Annotated in this window: 20 protein-coding genes; 17 read left to right on the top strand and 3 right to left on the bottom strand. The window is 64.7% G+C overall.

What is annotated here, in order from left to right; all coding sequences use genetic code 11:
• Positions 1-190: 190 nt before the first annotated feature.
• Positions 191-1,411: an ABC transporter substrate-binding protein gene (locus DRB17_RS00970; protein ID WP_114580290.1), complete on the bottom strand. Its 1,221-nt coding sequence runs from the start codon at positions 1,409-1,411 to the stop codon at positions 191-193.
• Positions 1,412-1,612: 201 nt separating this feature from the next.
• On the bottom strand, positions 1,613-2,035 hold the full coding sequence (locus tag DRB17_RS00975; RefSeq protein ID WP_114580291.1) for a Ros/MucR family transcriptional regulator: 423 nt from the start codon (positions 2,033-2,035) through the stop codon (positions 1,613-1,615).
• A gap of 293 nt (positions 2,036-2,328) precedes the next feature.
• Between DRB17_RS00975 and rpiB the strand changes: the two genes are divergently transcribed.
• The 12 genes from rpiB (at position 2,329) to DRB17_RS01035 (ending at position 13,565) form a co-directional block, all read left to right on the top strand.
• Positions 2,329-2,763 carry a ribose 5-phosphate isomerase B gene (rpiB, locus tag DRB17_RS00980; protein ID WP_114580292.1) on the top strand — a complete coding sequence of 145 codons (435 nt, stop codon included), beginning with the start codon at positions 2,329-2,331 and terminating at the stop codon, positions 2,761-2,763.
• A 40-nt stretch (positions 2,764-2,803) separates the two neighbouring features.
• Complete coding sequence (gene glyA / locus DRB17_RS00985; protein WP_114580293.1) at positions 2,804-4,114, top strand: serine hydroxymethyltransferase; 1,311 nt, start codon at positions 2,804-2,806, stop codon at positions 4,112-4,114.
• Positions 4,115-4,156: 42 nt separating this feature from the next.
• Entirely contained in the window at positions 4,157-4,615 is a 459-nt protein-coding gene (nrdR, locus tag DRB17_RS00990; protein ID WP_114580294.1) for a transcriptional regulator NrdR, read from the top strand.
• A 19-nt stretch (positions 4,616-4,634) separates the two neighbouring features.
• On the top strand, positions 4,635-5,714 hold the full coding sequence (gene ribD, locus DRB17_RS00995; protein WP_114580462.1) for a bifunctional diaminohydroxyphosphoribosylaminopyrimidine deaminase/5-amino-6-(5-phosphoribosylamino)uracil reductase RibD: 1,080 nt from the start codon (positions 4,635-4,637) through the stop codon (positions 5,712-5,714).
• Positions 5,715-5,727: 13 nt separating this feature from the next.
• Positions 5,728-6,345: a riboflavin synthase gene (locus DRB17_RS01000; RefSeq protein WP_114580295.1), complete on the top strand. Its 618-nt coding sequence runs from the start codon at positions 5,728-5,730 to the stop codon at positions 6,343-6,345.
• A complete protein-coding gene (ribB, locus tag DRB17_RS01005) occupies positions 6,324-7,478 on the top strand; it encodes a 3,4-dihydroxy-2-butanone-4-phosphate synthase (RefSeq protein WP_241503700.1) in 1,155 nt (384 codons plus the stop codon). The genes DRB17_RS01000 and ribB overlap by 22 nt, the downstream gene beginning before the upstream one ends.
• Positions 7,479-7,482: 4 nt before the next feature.
• Complete coding sequence (locus tag DRB17_RS01010) at positions 7,483-7,956, top strand: 6,7-dimethyl-8-ribityllumazine synthase (RefSeq protein WP_114580297.1); 474 nt, start codon at positions 7,483-7,485, stop codon at positions 7,954-7,956.
• Between the two features lie 15 nt (positions 7,957-7,971).
• Complete coding sequence (gene nusB, locus DRB17_RS01015; protein WP_114580298.1) at positions 7,972-8,478, top strand: transcription antitermination factor NusB; 507 nt, start codon at positions 7,972-7,974, stop codon at positions 8,476-8,478.
• 23 nt (positions 8,479-8,501) lie between these two features.
• On the top strand, positions 8,502-9,482 hold the full coding sequence (thiL, locus tag DRB17_RS01020) for a thiamine-phosphate kinase (RefSeq protein ID WP_114580299.1): 981 nt from the start codon (positions 8,502-8,504) through the stop codon (positions 9,480-9,482).
• An 87-nt stretch (positions 9,483-9,569) separates the two neighbouring features.
• Positions 9,570-10,040, top strand: a complete 471-nt coding sequence (locus DRB17_RS01025) for a flagellar basal body-associated FliL family protein (RefSeq protein ID WP_114580300.1) — start codon at positions 9,570-9,572, stop codon at positions 10,038-10,040.
• A gap of 86 nt (positions 10,041-10,126) precedes the next feature.
• Entirely contained in the window at positions 10,127-11,311 is a 1,185-nt protein-coding gene (locus tag DRB17_RS01030; protein WP_241503701.1) for an MFS transporter, read from the top strand.
• A gap of 151 nt (positions 11,312-11,462) precedes the next feature.
• A complete protein-coding gene (locus DRB17_RS01035; RefSeq protein WP_114580302.1) occupies positions 11,463-13,565 on the top strand; it encodes a sodium-translocating pyrophosphatase in 2,103 nt (700 codons plus the stop codon).
• Positions 13,566-13,677: 112 nt separating this feature from the next.
• On the opposite strand, the gene DRB17_RS01040 is transcribed toward DRB17_RS01035, so the two are convergent.
• Positions 13,678-14,184, bottom strand: coding sequence for an outer membrane protein assembly factor BamE (locus DRB17_RS01040; RefSeq protein ID WP_161958658.1), 507 nt, complete (start codon positions 14,182-14,184; stop codon positions 13,678-13,680).
• A 197-nt stretch (positions 14,185-14,381) separates the two neighbouring features.
• On the opposite strand from DRB17_RS01040, the gene DRB17_RS01045 reads away from it, so the two are divergent.
• From DRB17_RS01045 to DRB17_RS01065, 5 genes are all read left to right on the top strand, one after another.
• Positions 14,382-14,870: a ubiquinol-cytochrome C chaperone family protein gene (locus DRB17_RS01045; protein WP_241503702.1), complete on the top strand. Its 489-nt coding sequence runs from the start codon at positions 14,382-14,384 to the stop codon at positions 14,868-14,870.
• A gap of 71 nt (positions 14,871-14,941) precedes the next feature.
• Complete coding sequence (locus tag DRB17_RS01050) at positions 14,942-15,508, top strand: YceD family protein (RefSeq protein ID WP_114580305.1); 567 nt, start codon at positions 14,942-14,944, stop codon at positions 15,506-15,508.
• Between the two features lie 136 nt (positions 15,509-15,644).
• Positions 15,645-15,830, top strand: a complete 186-nt coding sequence (rpmF, locus tag DRB17_RS01055) for a 50S ribosomal protein L32 (protein WP_114580306.1) — start codon at positions 15,645-15,647, stop codon at positions 15,828-15,830.
• Positions 15,831-16,019: 189 nt separating this feature from the next.
• Positions 16,020-17,066, top strand: coding sequence for a phosphate acyltransferase PlsX (gene plsX / locus DRB17_RS01060; protein ID WP_114580307.1), 1,047 nt, complete (start codon positions 16,020-16,022; stop codon positions 17,064-17,066).
• A complete protein-coding gene (locus DRB17_RS01065) occupies positions 17,066-18,040 on the top strand; it encodes a beta-ketoacyl-ACP synthase III (protein ID WP_114580463.1) in 975 nt (324 codons plus the stop codon). The genes plsX and DRB17_RS01065 overlap by 1 nt, the downstream gene beginning before the upstream one ends.
• The last annotated feature ends 101 nt before the right edge of the window (positions 18,041-18,141 follow it).

Consider the following 18,141-nt stretch of genomic DNA (forward strand, 5'->3'; position numbering starts at 1 on the left):
GCGAGCTGTCCGCTAGCTAAGTGGACTGAGGGGAACTTCCGACGCGACCGGCCCGCATGTCGTATCTGTCGGTTCTCAAAGAGCAACCGGGCATCAAAGAGCAGCCGGGCAAAAGAAAGCGCCCGCGGTCTTGGCCGCGGGCGCGCGTATTCAGGTTAATGGTGTTGTCGTTCGCCGGTCTACGAGCGGCTTAAAGCTCCGACTCGACCATCTTGATGGTCTCGATGTCGGCGCCGTCGAAGGACCAGACTTCGAAAGTACCCGGCACGTCGCCGTTCCCGTCGAAGTCGAGCGAGCCGGCCACGCCCTCGTAGTTCACGTCCTCACCGTTAGCGATGGCGTCCTTCGCCTTGGCGAACTCGCCCGGGCCGACTTTCATGCCCGGCGGGTTGGCGACCTCGTTGAGGGCGTCTCGGATCGCTTCGCCATCGGTGGAGCCGGCCTTCTCCATCGCCAGCGCCAGCAGGTAGACGGCGTCGTAGGCGGTGTCGATGAACGGCTTCGGCGGCAGTTCGCCGAACTTTGCCTCATAGGCGTTGCCGAAGTGCTCCTTGGCCATCGTGCCTTCCGGCGCCGAGGGGGCAGTGCCGATGGCATCGTCGAGATAGCCGCCGCCGATGTTCTTCGCCACCTCAGGCGCCTTCATGCCGTCGGTGAAGATGAACTTATTGAAGTGGCCTTCCTCCAGCGCCTGCCGCAGGATGGTCGTGCCATTCTCCGGATAGCCAATCAGGGCCAGCGCCTCGGCGCCACCCTTGGCCGCCTGGCCAAGCTCGCCGCGATAGGATGCCTTGCCCTTCTCGTAGGGCAGGGATGCCGCGACCTTGCCGCCGCGCTTCTCGAACTGCTTCGTGAACTCGTTGGCCAGACCCTCGCCATAAGCATTGTTGACGTAGACGACGGAAACAGTGCGATAACCCTCGTCGTAAGCGAGGTTGCCCAGCACGATGCCCTGCAGCGCGTCGGAGGGCACGGTACGGAACATGTAGCCGTTGTCGTCCAGGTCGGTGATGACCGGCGAGGTGGACGCGTTCGAGATCTGCGGCACGCCCTTCTGGCTGGACACCGACCGCGCGACGGGGATGCTGACGCCCGACGACATGGCGCCGACGATGCCGGCGACGTTCTCGATGGAAACCAGCTTATTGGCTGCGTCCACGCCGGCCTGCGGCGTCGTCTGCGTATCGCCGATGGCGAAAGCCAGCTCTTCGCCAAGCACGCCGCTGGCCGCGTTGATCTCCTCGACAGCCAGACGGATGCCGTTGGCGGAGCTGCCGCCATATGCCTGCAGATCACCAGTCATCGGGAACAACGCCCCGATCTTCACATCCTGCGCGGCAGCGCTGCCGCTGGCCGCCATCGCGCCCGCCAGAGCGCCGGCGAACGCAATACGCGTCAGTCCATTGATCATTGCGAAACCCCTTGCGGTTCGTTTGCCTCCCTCTCCGCCGCATGACGCGACGAAGGACATCTCGCACCCGGCCCCCGCCGGGCGGAACAATGCTAACATAAGCGTCCCAAACATCTTACGCGACAGTTTGGGTGGGAAAAATGTGTCGGGATATGTTGCGACGTCGCGCGGGTCGCCGCCGCCGTTGAGCGGCGGCGGGATTCAGCGCGAGCCGCGCTTGCGGGTCTTGCGGCCGAGACCGATCTTCTTCGCGAACTGAGAGCGTTGCTTGGCGTAATTCGGCGCCACCATCGGATAGTCGGGGGAGAGGCCCCACTTCGCCCGGTAGTCCTCTGGCGTCATGCCATAGGCGGTGCGCAGGTGACGCTTCAGCATCTTGAGCTTCTTGCCGTCCTCCAGACAAACCAAATAGTCCGGCTGCACCGACTTCTTGATCGGAACCGCCGGCCGCGGCGGTTCGCTGGGCGCACCGTTCTGCAACTGACGCAACGAGCCGTGAACCATATTGATGACGCCCGAAAGTTCGGTGGCCGGAACGGGATTGTTGCGTACATAAGCAGCCACGACCTCGGCAGTCAGGCGTAGCAGGTCCGGCATTTCAGTGTCAGAATTTATTTGGTTCATGTTTGTACTCCAGCGCCTCCCTGGTCATTCGTTGTCTTAGAATACAATCTTGTTCCATAGTGTCAATTCTATTAACGCCGTTCTTTATTCGATTTATATAAATTGTGAAAGCATCGAAGCCATCACTCATTTGGCGAGGCGAAAGTTTCAGTTGGTTTCGACAGTGTTGTCGCTGCGTGCCGAGAATCCGCCGTCAACGGGCAAGCGAAACCTAGTGCCGGCCTTTTACGGGTAATCGACATGTGGTAGCGTCCGCGCACCGTTTACGCTGTTAAGGTCGACAAACGCCGGAAATGCCAGACAAACCCATTGCAATCGCAAGCGATCACGCGGGTTACGAGCTCAAGCAACTGCTTGGCGAGGAGTTGGAACGCCTCGGCTATCAGGTGCTGGATCTCGGAACCGATGGGGCCGGATCGGTGGACTATCCCGATTACGGCTACAAGCTGGCCGAGGCCGTCTCCGAGGGACGCTCGGATCGCGGCGTTGTCGTCTGCGGCACCGGGATCGGCATTTCGATGGCGGCTAACCGCGTGCCGAAGGTGCGGGCGGCCTTGTGTCACGACGTGACCTCGACCCGGCTTGCAAGGCTGCACAACGACGCCAACGTCCTGGCGCTCGGTGCCCGCCTGATCGGCAGAGAGGTCGCGAAGGACTGCCTGAAGGCGTTTCTCGAAACCGCCTTCGAGGGCGGACGCCACGAAAAGCGCGTCGCCAAGCTTGGGTGACGCGGGACACCCCCCAATACAGTAGAACGGATCTGGAAGAATGACCGCTGGACAGGCTGCCCCGAACTACGAAAAGCGTGCGAACGATTTCTTTTCCGCCAAGTTGAGCGAGAGCGATCCCGCCCTGGCGGAGGCGATCTCGAAGGAACTGGGACGCCAGCAGAACCAGATCGAGCTGATCGCATCGGAGAATATCGTCTCCAAGGCGGTGCTTGAGGCGATGGGCTCGGTGCTGACGAACAAGTATGCGGAGGGCTATCCGGGCCGGCGCTACTACGGCGGCTGCGAGTTCGTCGACATCGCCGAGAACCTGGCGATCGAACGGGCGAAGGAGCTGTTCGGATGCCAGTTCGCCAACGTGCAGCCGCATTCCGGCGCGCAGGCGAACCAGACGGTGCTGCTGGCCCTGGCAAAGCCCGGCGACACGCTGCTGGGCATGTCGCTGTCAGCCGGCGGCCATCTGACCCACGGCGCCGCGCCCAACCTTTCGGGGAAGTGGTTCAATGCTGTCCAGTACGGCGTCCGGCGCGAGGACGGCCAGGTCGACTTCGACGAGCTGGAGCGCCTGGCGAAGGAGCATCGCCCCCGCGTTATCATCGCCGGCGGCTCGGCCTATCCGCGCTTCCTCGACTTCGCGCGCTTCCGGCAGATCGCCGATGAAGTCGGCGCGATCTTCCAGGTCGACATGGCGCACTTCGCCGGCCTGGTGGCTGGTGGTGTGCATCCGAATCCGCTCGATCACGCGCATGTCGTGACGACGACGACGCACAAGACCCTTCGTTGCGCACGTGGCGGCATGGTGCTGACCAACGATCCGGACATTGCGAAGAAGGTCAACTCGGCCCTGTTCCCGGGGCTGCAGGGCGGCCCGCTGATGCACATGATCGCTGGCAAGGCCGCCGGCTTCGGCGAGGCCCTGAAGCCGGAGTTCCGGACCTACGCGCAGGACGTCGTCGACAACGCGAAAGCCCTGGCCGAACGCCTGAAGGAGCACGACCTGGACATCGTCACCGGCGGCACCGACACGCATCTGATGCTGGTCGACCTGCGGCCCAAGGGCCTGACCGGCAAGGCGGCCGAGGAAACGCTGGATCGCGCGGGCATCACCTGCAACAAGAACGGCGTGCCGTTCGATCCCGAAAAGCCGACCGTGACGTCGGGCATTCGCCTGGGAACGCCGGCGGCCACGACCCGCGGTTTCGGGGTCGAGGAGTTCCGCTATGTGGCGGACCTGATCGCGAAGACCCTGGACGGGCTGCGCGACAATCCGGACGACAATTCCGCCGTGGAGCGGGAGATCAAGGCGGAGGTGCTGGCGCTGTGCCAGCGCTTCCCGATCTACAACGAGTAGGAGAGGCGGGCGTCATGCCCGCCGTTCCGGGATCGAGAGGGTATGCGCTGTCCGTTCTGCAGTAATGAAGACACGCAGGTAAAGGATTCGCGGCCGACGGACGACAATCAGGCGATCCGTCGGCGGCGGCACTGTCCGAACTGCGGTGCTCGGTTCACCACCTTCGAGCGGGTTCAGTTGCGCGAGCTGACCGTGGTCAAGGGCAACGATAAGCGCGAGCCCTTTGACCGCGACAAGCTGCTGCGCTCCATGACGATCGCGCTGCGTAAGCGGCCGGTCGACCCGGAACGCCTGGAGCGTGTGGTCAACGGGATTGTTCGTCGGCTGGAAAGCTCGGGGGAAAGCGACATTCCCTCGCAACTGATTGGCGAGATGGTGATGGACGCCCTGGCCACACTGGATCAGGTCGCCTATGTGCGCTTTGCCTCCGTCTACAAGAACTTCCACGAAGCGCGCGATTTCGAAACCTTCATTGGCACCCTTGGCGACGAGCACGCCTGACCCGGAAGACAGCGGCTGGATGCGGGCCGCGCTGGGCCTTGCCCGGCGCGGGCTCGGTCGCGTCGCGCCTAACCCGGCCGTTGGCTGCGTCCTGGTGAAGGACGGGCGGGCGGTCGGGCGTGGCTGGACGCAGCCGGGCGGCCGTCCGCATGCCGAGACCGAGGCACTGGCCCGTGCGGGCGAGGCGGCAAAAGGGGCGACGGCCTATGTCACGCTGGAGCCGTGCAGCCATCACGGGCGGACGCCGCCCTGCGCCGATGCGCTGGTCGAGGCCGGGATCGCTCGTTGTGTCGTCGCGCTGGAGGATCCTGACCCTCGTGTGGCCGGCCATGGGCTGGACCGGCTTTGCGCCGCGGGGATAGAGGTCACACGGGGCGTCATGGCAGAGCAGGCGGCGGAGGTGAATGCAGGCTATCTACTCCACCGCCGCCTTAACCGGCCGATGGTCACGCTGAAGCTGGCGACGACGCTGGACGGTCGAATCGCCACGCGAAGTGGGGAGAGCCGTTGGATCACCGGCGCGCTGTCGCGCTCGCGCGTGCATCTGATGCGCGCGGAGCACGATGCCGTCATGGTCGGCGGCGGCACCGCCGTGGCGGACGATCCGCGGCTGGATGTCCGTTTGCCGGGGTTGGAGAACCGCAAGCCGTTGCGCGTGGTCCTGGACGGTCGCCTTCGTCTGCCGCTAACGCATAACCTGGTGACGGCGGCGCGGGCACATCCGACGCTCCTTATAACCCGGGCGGACGCACCGAAGCAGCGACGCCACGCCTTCAAGGAGGCCGGCGTAGAGGTTGCCGCGGTCGAGACCGATGCCGAGGGTGGCCTGTCGCTTAGTGCGATCCTGCATGAGCTGGCCGCGCGCGGCCTGACCCGCGTGTTGGCCGAGGGCGGAGGCATGTTGGCGGCGGGGCTGCTGCGGGCCGACCTTGTGGATCGGCTGGCGTGGTTCCGCGCCGGGAAGGTCATCGGGGGCGACGGTATACCGGCCTTGGCCGGTTTCGGCTTGGAGGAGCTGGCCCGCGCCCCTACGTTTGCCCCTGACGGCGCGATGCGCCTGGGGCCCGACGTCATGGAAAGCTACCGCCGCGCGGTCTGAACCGAGCATCAGGATGTTTACGGGAATCATCACCGACCTTGGACGTGTGCGCGAGGTCACCCGCCCGCCCGCCGGCGGCGGCGACGCGCGCTTCGTTTTCGACACCGCCTACGACACGCAGACCGTCGACATGGGGGCGTCGATCGCGTGCTCGGGCTGCTGCCTGACCGTGGTTGAGAAGGGGGCAGGCTGGTTCGCCGTCGACGTCTCCGCGGAATCACTGTCCAAGACAACTCTGGGAACGTGGGACGTCGGCATGCCCGTCAATCTGGAGCGTTCGCTGCATCTGGGCGACGAACTGGGCGGCCACCTGGTTTATGGCCATGTCGACGGTGTCGCCCGTATCGTCGAGCGGACAGCCGACGGCGATTCCTGGCGTTTCGTCTTCGAGGCGCCCGAGGCGCTTGCGCCCATGATCGCGCCGAAGGGTTCGGTTGCCCTGGATGGTGTCTCGCTGACTGTGAACGAGGTCGAGGGAGCCCGCTTCGGCGTCAACATCATTCCCCATACCGCGCAGGTGACCACGTTCGGCGAGCGGCGGCCCGGCGATTGCGTCAACCTGGAAATCGACATGCTGGCGCGCTACGTTGCGCGCCTCTCGGAGGCGCTATGGACCCGCTCGTCAGGATGACCTTCAACGAGATGAAGTCGCCCATCGAGGACGTCATACAAGACGCCCGCAATGGTCGTATGTTCATCCTTGTCGATGACGAGGACCGGGAGAACGAGGGCGACCTCGTCATTCCCGCGCAGATGGCGACGCCCGAGGCCATCAACTTCATGGCGAAGTACGGGCGCGGCCTTATCTGCCTTGCGCTGACCGGGGAGCGGGTGCGCGAGTTGGGCCTTCCGATGATGGCTAGGAAGAACGAGGCACGGCACTCGACCGCCTTCACCGTGTCGATCGAGGCGCGCGAAGGCATCAGCACCGGAATTTCCGCCCCCGATCGCGCGCACACCATCGCGACCGCCATCGATCAGGCAAAGGGTGCGAGCGACATCGTTTCGCCCGGCCATGTCTTCCCGCTGGCGGCCCGCGACGGCGGCGTACTCGTCCGCGCGGGCCACACCGAGGCCGCCGTCGATATTGCCCGGCTTGCCGGGCTGACCCCTGCCGGTGTCATCTGCGAGGTGATGAACGACGACGGTACGATGGCTCGGCGCGACGATCTGGTCGCCTTCGCTCAGCGCCACGGCCTGAAGATGGCGACGATCGCTGACCTGATCGCCTATCGCCGACGGTGCGACCGAATCATCGAGCGGCAGCTCGAGGCCGAGATCGACAGCGTCTTCGGCGGCCGCTTCAACATGGCTGTTTACGTGAATACCGTGGCATATGCCGAGCATATCGCGCTTTGGAAGGGCGATCCGACGGCCGACGGCCCTGTTCTGGTGCGCATGCACGCGCTGAACGTCCTCGACGATGTCCTGGGCGATTCGGCCAGCGGCAAGGTTGGCGAGCTGCAATCGGCGATGCGGATGATCGGCGAGGCGGGACGCGGCGTGGTCGTTCTGATTCGCGAGCCGTCGCCAACCTCGCTGTCGGATCGCCTGAAGGCGAAGCTTGGCCATGCCAACGGCGGCGGCGAGTTGCGGGACTATGGTGTCGGCGCTCAGATTCTTCTGGACCTCGGCGTCAAGGATATGATCTTGCTGTCGAACAGCCATCGCACCGTGGTCGGACTGGAAGAGGGCTATGGCCTCTCCATCGTGGAGGAGCGCCCGATCCCGCACCACGACGTCTTGCCGATCAAGGACAATTAACAAGATGCAGACGCCGCAACATCGGCCACATATCCTTATTGTCGAGGCTCGTTATTACGAGGATATCGGCGAGCAGCTTCACAAGGGCGCGACGGATGCGCTGGACCGTGCCGGTGCGTCCTACGAGACGATCCAGGTGCCCGGCGCCTTCGAGATTCCGGCGGCGATCAAGATATCCGTGCGTTCGCTGGACTTCTTCGCCGGTCGCCAGCGCCCGGACGGATATGTGGCGCTGGGCTGCGTGATTCGCGGCGAGACCACGCACTATGACTACGTCTGCCAGGAATCCGCGCGCGGCCTGCAGGATCTCGCGCTGCAGTATTCACTGGCGATCGGCTACGGCATCCTGACCTGCGAGGACTACGATCAGGCGTGGGCGCGGGCGGCCGTCGATCGGAAGAACAAGGGCGGCGAGGCCGCGGGCGCCTGCCTGCGCATGCTCGATATCAAGCGCCAATTCTACATGTTCCCGCGCTAGGAGCTAGGAGAAGGCATGACCGCCGCCGCTTCGCCATCGCCGGACGCCCCGAAGCTTGACCGCCGCCGTCAGGCGCGGCTGGCCGCCGTGCAGGCGCTGTATCAAGTCGATCTCGGGAAGGTTTCGCCGCAATCCGTGATCCTGGAGTTCCTGCAGCATCGGCTGGATGAGGAGATCGACGGCGTACGCCTTGGCAAGATCGACCGCTCGCTGTTCGGCGAGCTGGTGAATGGCGTTTCCGCGCGCCGCGAGGAGTTGGAGGACATGGTCGCCGCGGTGCTTGACGAGGACTGGCCGCTGGACCGGCTGGAGCGGTTGCTGCGCTTGATCCTGGCTTGCGGTGTCTACGAGCTGGCGGAACGCCCGAGCGTGCCCGCGCGCGCGGTGATCAATGAGTACGTCGAGCTGGCACGGGCCTTCTTCGACGGCAAGGAGCCGGCAATGGTGAACGGCGTGCTGGACCGGCTGGGCCACAGCCTGCGCGAGGAAGAGTTCGACTCGGGCCAGGGCGAGGGCCTTTAACCGGCGAGGACGGTGGGCCGGCTATGCTTGGCGAGTTCGAGATCATTGCCCGCTATTTCGCACCGCTGGCCGAGGGCACCCCGGGTGCGCTCGGGCTTGGTGACGATGCCGCCGTTCTGTCCCCGCCAGCGGGCGAAGATCTGGTCTTCACGACCGATACCATCGTGTCGGGCGTGCATTTTCTTTCCGACGATCCGCCGGATCAGGTGGCACGCAAGCTGCTGCGAGTGAATCTTTCCGATTTGGCGGCGATGGGGGCGCGGCCACTGGGCTATCTGCTGTCGTTCACCCTGCCGGCAACCGTGGACGAGGCCTGGATCGAGGGGTTTGCGCAGGGGCTGGCGAGCGATCAGGATACCTATGCAGTCGGCTTGCTGGGCGGCGATACCACTTCGACGCCCGGGCCGACGACTTTGTCCCTGACGGCAGTCGGTCGCGTACCGGCGGGCCGCGCGCTTCGCCGCGGCGGCGCGAAGCTGGGCGATATCGTTTTCGTTTCCGGCACGATTGGCGATTCAGCGCTGGGCCTTGAAATCCTGCAGGGGCGACGGACCGTGGAGATGGAGTCGGACCGAGAACGCCTGGTCGATCGTTATCGTCTGCCGCGGCCACGTATGGCGCTGGGTCGCGAGCTGCTTGAACGCGGCCTCGCCAGTGCCGCCATCGATGTCTCGGACGGGCTGGCCGCCGATCTCGGTCACATCTGCGCATCCTCCGGCGTCGGCGCGGAGATCGACGCGGTCGATGTTCCGCTGTCCGCAGCCGTGCAGCGGCTTGTCGAGTCGGATGCCGGTTGCCTGGTGACCGCGTTGACGGGGGGCGACGACTATGAACTCATGTTCACGGTTCCCGAAAGGCTGGCGGGCGAGGTCGGCAAGCTGGCCGTGGAACTGGACCTGCCGTTGACCCGGATTGGCGTCCTGGCTGGTGCCGGCGGGGTCATCGTGCGCGGCGCGGACGGCGAGGCGATGGAGTTAGGGCCCGGTGGCTGGACGCACTTCTAAACCGCACCAGTCGCGGGTTAACGGGGGCTTTACGATCACAGCGCAGATTGAGCGCGAGTTTCGCGAGGCAGAAGTCCGGAGCCGGTTTTGCGCGTCCTGCTGCTGATCCTTGGACTACTTTTGCTGGGTGGCGGCGGTGCTGGGACCTGGTGGTTCGGAGTGCGCGGCGAGCCGGTTCCCTTCCTGGGGGGCGCCGAGGCGGCCGAGGGCAAGGAGGCTTCCGAGCCTGCGCAGTCGGCGTTCGTGGAGCTGAAACCAATCTCCTTTCCCGTGATGCACGAGGGTCAGGTCGGCCGGCTGATGACAGTGGTGGTATCGTTGGAAGTTCAGGGCAAGACACCGCAGGCGAGCGTCGCCGCCGTTCGTCCCCGGCTTCGCGATGCCCTGCTAAGCGAGCTGCACGCGCTCTACGCCCTGGAGTTCGTGCGGGAGCGGGAAGACAACCTTGCCTTCGTGAAGAAGCGTCTGCTGGGCGCCGCCCGGAAGGTCCTGGGCCGCAGGGTCAATGCGCTTTACGTCCAGTCCGTCGGGCATCGGCGGACAGCGGCCGGGAGTTGATAACGCCAGTGCACAGTATGCCGCAGGCGTGGAAGGTTTGCGCGCGCCGTGATCTGGCCTAGTGTGCGGCCATGCTTCCGCGCGCGATGATTCGGACCGTCGGCGTCCTTGCCGCCTGCCAGGCGCTGGCGATGACCTGCAGTGCGCTGGTGATCGCCGTCACCGCACTTGTCGGCCAGACGCTGGCGCCGGATCGTGGTCTGGCGACTTTACCGCTGGCCCTACAGTTTTTGGGCCTGATGGCGACAACGACACCGGCGTCGTATTTCATGAAGCGATTCGGCCGCCGTGCCGGCTTCACCCTGGGGGCGGCAATCGGGGTTGTCGCCGGCCTGCTTGGCATGCAGGCGATCCTCGTTGACAGCTTCAATCTGTATTGTCTTGCCACCGTTCTAACCGGCGCCTTCCTGGCGCACGCGATGTATTACCGCTTCGCCGCCGCGGACAACGCCGCCGATGAGCACCGCAGCCGTGCGATATCCCTCGTCATGGCGGGCGGTGTGCTGGCCGCGATCATGGGGCCGCAGCTCGCCAATTGGTCGAAGGACCTGTTCGCGCCGATTGATTTTGCCGGCGGCTATCTCGTCGTGGCCGTGCTGTGCGGCGTCCAGGTCGTGCTGGTGCAGTTCGCCCGCTTGCCGAAGCCGCGCCCGGCCGAGCGTGCCCTCGGCGGTCGGCGGCTCGGCGCGCTCCTGCGGCACCCGTCGCTGGTGCTGGCAATCGCTTGCGGCATGGTCGCCTATGGCGCCATGAACCTGATCATGAGCGTCACTCCGCCGGCGATGCTGGACTGTGGCCATTCCTTCGGCAGCGCGGCATTCGTGATCCAATGGCACGTCTTCGCCATGTACGCGCCCGCCTTCTTCACCGGCCACCTGATCCAGCGTTTCGGCGTGCGCGCAATCGTGGCGACCGGCGCGCTCTTCATGCTGGCCTGCGTCGCGGCGAACCTGTCAGGGCAGGAGATTGTGCAGTTCGCCGGCGCGCTCGTGCTTCTGGGCGTGGGGTGGAACTTCATGTTCGTGGGCGGGACGACCTGGGTGACGCAGCTTCACGCGGAAGGCGAAAAGGCGAAGGTGCAGGCGCTCAACGACGTCCTGGTCTTCGCAACGGTGGCCGTGACGTCGCTGGGCTCGGGCTGGATCTTCGACCGGCTGGGGTGGGCGGCGGTGAACGTGGCCATCGTGGTGCCGGTGGTGCTGGTGCTGCTCGCAGTGGTGATGCTTGCCCGCTCAACTGACGCCGAGGAAGAGAGAGCGGCGGCCGAGTAACTGCCAGGTTGCCTTGACAAGACCCTTGTGCCATGTTCCGCGCGCACTTCCGCAGCGCGGAAATCGCGGCAATCGACCTAACGGTTAGTCACTTTATCACGGGCGGCCAGCGGGGCCCGCCCGGACGATCTAAGATTTACGAGGGGAACCAATGTCGATCGAACTGCTGTTCGTCCTCGCCTGTGGCGTTCTGGCGGTCCTCTACGGCGTCTGGGCATCGCGTTCGGTCCTGTCGGCCGACGCGGGCACCCAGCGGATGCAGGAGATCGCGGGTGCGGTGCAGGAGGGCGCGAGTGCCTATCTGAACCGTCAGTACAGCACCATCGGTATCGTCGGTATCGTCATAGCCGTCATCATCGGCCTGGTGCTTGGAATCAAGGTGGCGATCGGTTTCGTCATCGGCGCAGTCCTGTCCGCCGCGGCGGGCTACATCGGCATGAACGTCTCTGTGCGCGCCAACGTCCGTACTGCCCAGGCGGCCAGTACCAGCCTTGATGCCGGTCTGCGCGTGGCCTTCAAAGCGGGCGCGGTCACCGGCCTGCTGGTCGCGGGCCTGGCGCTGCTGGCGGTGGCCGGTTACTACGCGGTGCTGCTGGGCATCGGCGCCAGCGGCCGCGGCATCGTCGATCCGCTGGTCGCGCTGGGCTTCGGCGCATCGTTGATCTCGATCTTCGCCCGTCTTGGCGGTGGCATCTTCACCAAGGGCGCGGATGTCGGCGCCGACCTCGTCGGCAAGATCGAGGCCGGCATTCCCGAGGACGATCCGCGCAACCCGGCAACCATCGCCGACAACGTAGGCGACAATGTGGGCGACTGTGCCGGCATGGCCGCCGACCTGTTCGAGACCTATGCCGTCACCGTTGTCGCGACCATGGTTCTGGCTTCGATCTACTTCGGCGCCATGGGCAACGCGGGCGCGATGCTGCTGTATCCGCTGGCTATCGGCGGCACCTGCATTATCACCTCGGTAATCGGCACCTTCTTCGTGCGTCTGGGCAAGAGCCAGAACATCATGGGTGCGCTCTACAAGGGCTTCATCGCCTGCGCGGTGCTCTCGCTCATCCTGCTGGTTCCGGTGACGGAATGGATCATCGGCCTCGACTCGACCTGGACGGTGGCGGGTGACAGCTTCACTGGCTTCGACCTCTATCTCTGCGGCGTGGTCGGCCTTGCCATCACCGGCGCCATCATCTGGGTGACGGAGTACTACACCGGCACCGAGTATCGCCCCGTGCGCTCCATTGCAAAGGCCTCGGAAACCGGGCACGCCACCAATATCATTCAGGGCCTCGCGATCTCGCTCGAGTCGACGGCCGTACCGGCGCTGATCATCTCGGCGGGGATCATAATCACCTATCTGCTGGCGGGTCTGTTCGGTATCGCTATCGCCGTCACCACCATGCTGGCGCTGGCGGGCCTGGTCGTGGCGCTCGATGCTTATGGCCCGGTCACCGATAACGCCGGCGGCATCGCGGAGATGGCGGAACTGGACGAGAACGTCCGCAAGACGACCGATGCCCTCGACGCCGTCGGCAATACCACGAAGGCGGTGACCAAGGGCTATGCCATCGGCTCCGCCGGCTTGGGCGCGCTCGTGCTTTTCACGGCCTATACGGCCGACCTCGAGCACTTCATGGCGCAGGGGACGATCAGCGTGGCCGAGGGTTCGGTTAACTTCTCCCTGTCGAACCCCTACGTGGTTGTAGGCCTGCTGATTGGCGGACTGCTGCCGTATCTCTTCGGTTCCATGGGCATGACGGCCGTTGGCCGGGCCTCCGGGGCGGTGGTGCGCGAAGTGCGCCGCCAATTCAAGGAGATCAAGGGCATCATGGACGGCACCGGCCGGCCCGACTACAGCCGTTGTGTCGACCTACTCACCAAGGCGGCCATCAAGGAGATGGTGATCCCGTCAATGCTGCCGGTGCTCTCGCCGATCGCACTGTTTCTGGTGATCTGGGCGATCGCCGGCATGGGGTCCGCCCTTTCGGCGGTCGGCGCGATGCTTCTGGGCGTGATCGTCACCGGCCTGTTCGTGGCGATCTCGATGACCGCGGGCGGCGGTGCCTGGGACAACGCCAAGAAGTACATCGAGGACGGCAATTTTGGCGGCAAGGGCTCCGAGGCGCACAAGGCCGCGGTGACCGGCGATACCGTGGGCGATCCCTACAAGGATACCGCGGGTCCGGCCGTCAACCCGATGATCAAGATCACCAACATCGTGGCCCTGCTGCTTCTGGCGACGCTGGCTGCCTAGCGCCTTTTGGAACAGCAATAGCTGCAAACCACTGCGCCCCGGAGATTGTCTCCGGGGCGCTTTTCTTTGCCTGCGCGCGGCCAAAGCCGCCAAACCTTGAAGGGCGGCCCAGTTATCCGCCTGGGACCGGTGCGCTGCCCCCAACGGTTCCCGGGCCCGCCGAGTCAGCGTTGAATCGGCCGAGGTTACCGAGAAGTTGCTGCAGAAAGGTAAGGTCCTTACCCTCGGTTGGCGTAACGCGGTTTACCGGATCGATGGCGCGTCCGTCCTTCAGCGTATAGCGCCGGGTTTCCTGAACCACGTCGCCGTCGCCGAAGGATACGACCAGTACCTTGCGTTCAAGCACCTCGGGCTCGAAGAAAGCGAACTTCTTGGTCTTGCTTCCGACGTAGTACCAGGTATCGTCCTCGAACGTGGAGACGGCCGAGGGAGAGCCCAGCATGCCGGCGACGTCGCTACGGCTGTGCTGGCCCGTCTTCACCTGGGATACCGTGTCTTCGTCCGGCATATGACCGCGCACTTGGACCGGCGTGTCGCAGCCGGCCAGGGCGACGCTGGCGGCCCCGGCGAAGAGGAGCGCACGAGCGCTTTTGCGAAACCGCGAGCACCGTATATTCATGGCTGCGTCCATTCCCGCACCGACTTGCCTAGGATGTCGTCTTGATTAACCTTCAAAAGCTGCCCATTTCAAGAGCGTTGGCCGAAACGGCCGCCTTCCGTTCCAACGAAATCCGGCCTGTCACCTGAATGCTGCAACGTTTGTTTGGTCGCCGAAACCCGCATCCAGAAGCCGCAAGCCGACTCTACGAGGCGGCGGTGCGGCAGGCGCGAGAGCCTGTTTTCTACCGCGGATTCCACATTCCCGATACATTGGACGGCCGGTTTGAGCTGATCTCGCTGCATGTTTTTCTGATCCTTCACCGCCTCAAGGATCAGCGCGAGCAGACGGATGAGCTTGCGCAGGCGCTTTTCGATACCATGTTCGCAGACATGGATCGTTCGCTTCGCGAGATGGGGGCGGGAGACCTTGGTGTCGGCCCTCGCGTCAAGAAGATGGCGCAGGCGTTTTACGGCCGGATTGCCGCCTACGACGCCGGTCTCGCGGCGGAAAACGGCCGTCTGGAGGAGGCGGTCCGGCGCAATCTCTACGGAACGGTGGACGATCCGGGCTCGGCCGCCGTTGCCGCGATGAGCGGCTATATGCGCCGCCAGGCCGATATCCTTCGCGGACAGGACCTTCGGCATATTGCCGCTGGCCAGGTGCGTTTTGCGGAGCCGGCGACGCAAAGTGCATCCGAGTCGTGAGAGACGTTGACCGGATATAGCCGTTTACTTATATTCCGCGACTTTCCACGCGCACGGAATGAGGGCTCGTCATGACCGCAATACCGGGCGGCACCGTCGAGTTTTCCCGGAAGCTTCGCCTGGACAGGCTGGCCGCCGGCGATGTCGAAGCGGATCTGACCGCCACGCAAGCCGAGAACGCGGCGCTGGCGGAGCGTTTCGGGTTGCTGGGAATCGAGGCGCTGAGCGGTCATCTGCGTGTGCGCCGACCGGCGGGTGGGCCGTTGATCCGCGTGGAGGGGCACGTTACTGCCGATGTGCGGCAGACCTGCGTGGTTTCCCTGGAGCCCTTCGCGGCGCATGTGGAGGACGATTTCGTCCAGCTCTATACGCTGGAGCCGGATCGCGAGGAGGGCGAGGTCTTCGTCTCGCCCGAGGATGAGGACACGCCCGAACCGCTGGATGCCGATTTCCTCGACCTTGGCGAGATCGTAGCGGAGCAGCTGGCCCTGGCGCTGGATCCCTATCCGCGTAAACCGGGTGTTAGCTTCGAAGGGGCATCGTTCGGTCCGGGCACGAAGGACGCCGGGGAAGGTGTCGGCGGCGACGAGGAGGGGGATACGCCCTTTGCGGCGCTGAAGCATCTCAAGAATGGATAATGGGTTTACGGCCAATGGTGCACGGGGCTGCAAATCGCAGGGCAGTTCCGCGTGCGGGCGGCCTTGTCGCTGGCGGTTATTTCCTTTATGAAGCGGCCCCAGCGTAGAGCGTGGATGGACGAAAGAGGAGCCAGTCATGGCCGTTCCGAAGAAAAAAGTATCGAAGTCGCGGCGCGACCAGCGGCGGGCGCACGACGCGCTCAACGCGCCGGCCTATGTCGTCGACCAGGACAGCGGCGAATACCGCCGGCCGCATCACATCGACCTCAAGACCGGCATGTACCGGGGGCGCGAGGTCATTGAGCCCAAGGACGAGGGCTAACGCGGGCATCGTGGCGGTGGTGCGTTGGATTGCTTGTGGCTTCCGGCGCGCATACCGTTGCAGCACGAGCATGGCCGTTTCGGTCGCATCCAAGTCCATGACCGGCTTGACCAGGGAAGGTCGTGCCGGCAGTGACTCGTGGTGCCAGACCGAAGGTAATGCGGATTTGAGAAGCGGAGCAGGACCTTCGTGAGCGGTCGTCTGACAATTGCTCTGGATGCGATGGGCGGGGATCAGGCTCCACGCATGGTCCTGCGCGGCGCCAACATGGCGCGTAAGCGGTTCCCGAACGTCGACTTCGTGCTGTTCGGCCGCGAGAGCGAGGTCGGGCCGATGCTCGACCGGATGAAGCGCCTGAAGCAGGTGACCACGCTGGTGCATTGCGAGGACGTGGTCAGCGACGCCGAAAAGCCGTCCGTCGCCCTGCGCAGCGCGCGCGACTCCTCGATGCGCCGCGCGATCGAGGCGGTGCGCGACGGGCGCGCGAACGGCTGCGTCTCGGCCGGGAACACCGGCGCCCTGATGGCGATGGCCAAGATGCTGCTGAAAACGCTGCCGGGCATCGACCGACCGGCGATCGCATCTTTCTTTCCGACGCTGCGCGGCGAATCCGTGATGCTGGACCTTGGCGCCAACGTGCATTGCGATGCGCAGAACCTGGTGGACTTCGCGGTCATGGGCAACGCCTTCTCGCGCACCGTGCTGGGGACGCTGGAGCCGACGACGGGCCTGCTGAATGTCGGTTCGGAGGAGCGCAAGGGGCACGAGGCGCTATGGAATGCACGGGCGCAGCTCAACGAGGTTGAGATGCCTGGACGTTTCCACGGCTTCATCGAGGGCGACGACATCGCCAACGGCACGGTCGACGTCATCGTCACCGACGGATTCACCGGCAACGTGGCGTTGAAGACAGCGGAAGGCACAGCGAAGCTGGTCAGCACTTATCTTCGGCGCACATTCAAGAGTTCCATCTTTGCGCAACTCGGCTATCTGCTGGCTCGCCGGGCGATCGAGAAGATGCGCAAGCGGACCGATCCGCGGCGCTACAACGGGGCCATTTTCCTGGGTCTCAACGGAATTACCGTGAAGAGTCACGGCGGAACGGATGCGGTCGGTTTCGCCAATGCCATCGGCGTGGCCGTCGACATGGCGCGCCACGGTTTCCTGGATCGGATCCGCACCGATCTCGAACGCATCAATCGCCATCCTCCAAAAGCGCGGGCAGCGGCGGTGTGATTATGAAGCGATCGCAAGTCGCGGGCTGCGGCGGTTACTTGCCGGCACGCGTTATGACGAATGCCGAACTGGCCCGGACGGTCGATACGTCTGACGAGTGGATCGTCCAGCGCACGGGCATCCGCGAGCGGCGGATCGCCGCGGAGGGCGAAACCACGGCCGATTTGGGGCAGCATGCGGCGGAGGTTGCGCTGGCGAAAGCGGGTTTGTCGGCGAATGACCTTGACCTGTTGATCTGCGCGACAGCCACGCCTGACGAGACCTTTCCCGCCACTGCCACTATGATCCAGGCGCGCCTGGGAATGACGCGGGGCGCGGCTTTCGACGTGCAGGCCGTTTGCAGCGGCTTCGTCTATGCGCTGGCGGTTGCCGACAACTTCATCAAGGCCGGGCAGGCGAACCGGGTTCTCGTGATCGGTGCCGAGACGTTCTCGCGTATCCTGGATTGGAACGATCGCTCCACCTGTGTGCTATTCGGCGACGGCGCCGGCGCTGTCGCGCTGGAGGCCAAGGACGTCAACGGCGCGGCCGACGCGCGCGGTGTGTTGTCCACGCACCTCTATTCCGATGGTCGCCACCACGATGCCCTTTATGTCGACGGCGGTCCTTCCAGCACACAGACGGTCGGCCACCTTCGCATGCAGGGGCGGGAAGTATTCCGCCATGCCGTGACGCGTATGTCCGAGGCCATCGACGATGCGCTTGACGCGAACGACCTGACACCGGGCGATATCGACTGGCTGGTCCCGCATCAGGCCAACATGCGCATCATCGACGCCATCGGCCGGCGCCTCAACATGCCGCAGGAACGCGTGGTCGTTACTCTGGACCGGCACGCCAATACCTCGGCGGCCTCGATCCCGCTGGCCCTCTATGAGGCGGTGGAGGACGGACGCATCACGGAAGGCGATCTGGTCGTGCTGGAGGGGATGGGCGGCGGATTCACCTGGGGCTCCGCCGTCGTCCGCTGGTAGCGGCGATGCGCCTTATGCTGCGCGTCAATGTTTTCGGCCATATACTTCTGTTTGCAGGAAAATTCTTGGCGGCTCTCGGGCCCGGGACGTTTGACGCCATC

Source organism: Ferruginivarius sediminum (assembly GCF_003344765.1).
In the GTDB taxonomy this organism is placed as follows: domain Bacteria; phylum Pseudomonadota; class Alphaproteobacteria; order Kiloniellales; family Rhodovibrionaceae; genus Ferruginivarius; species Ferruginivarius sediminum.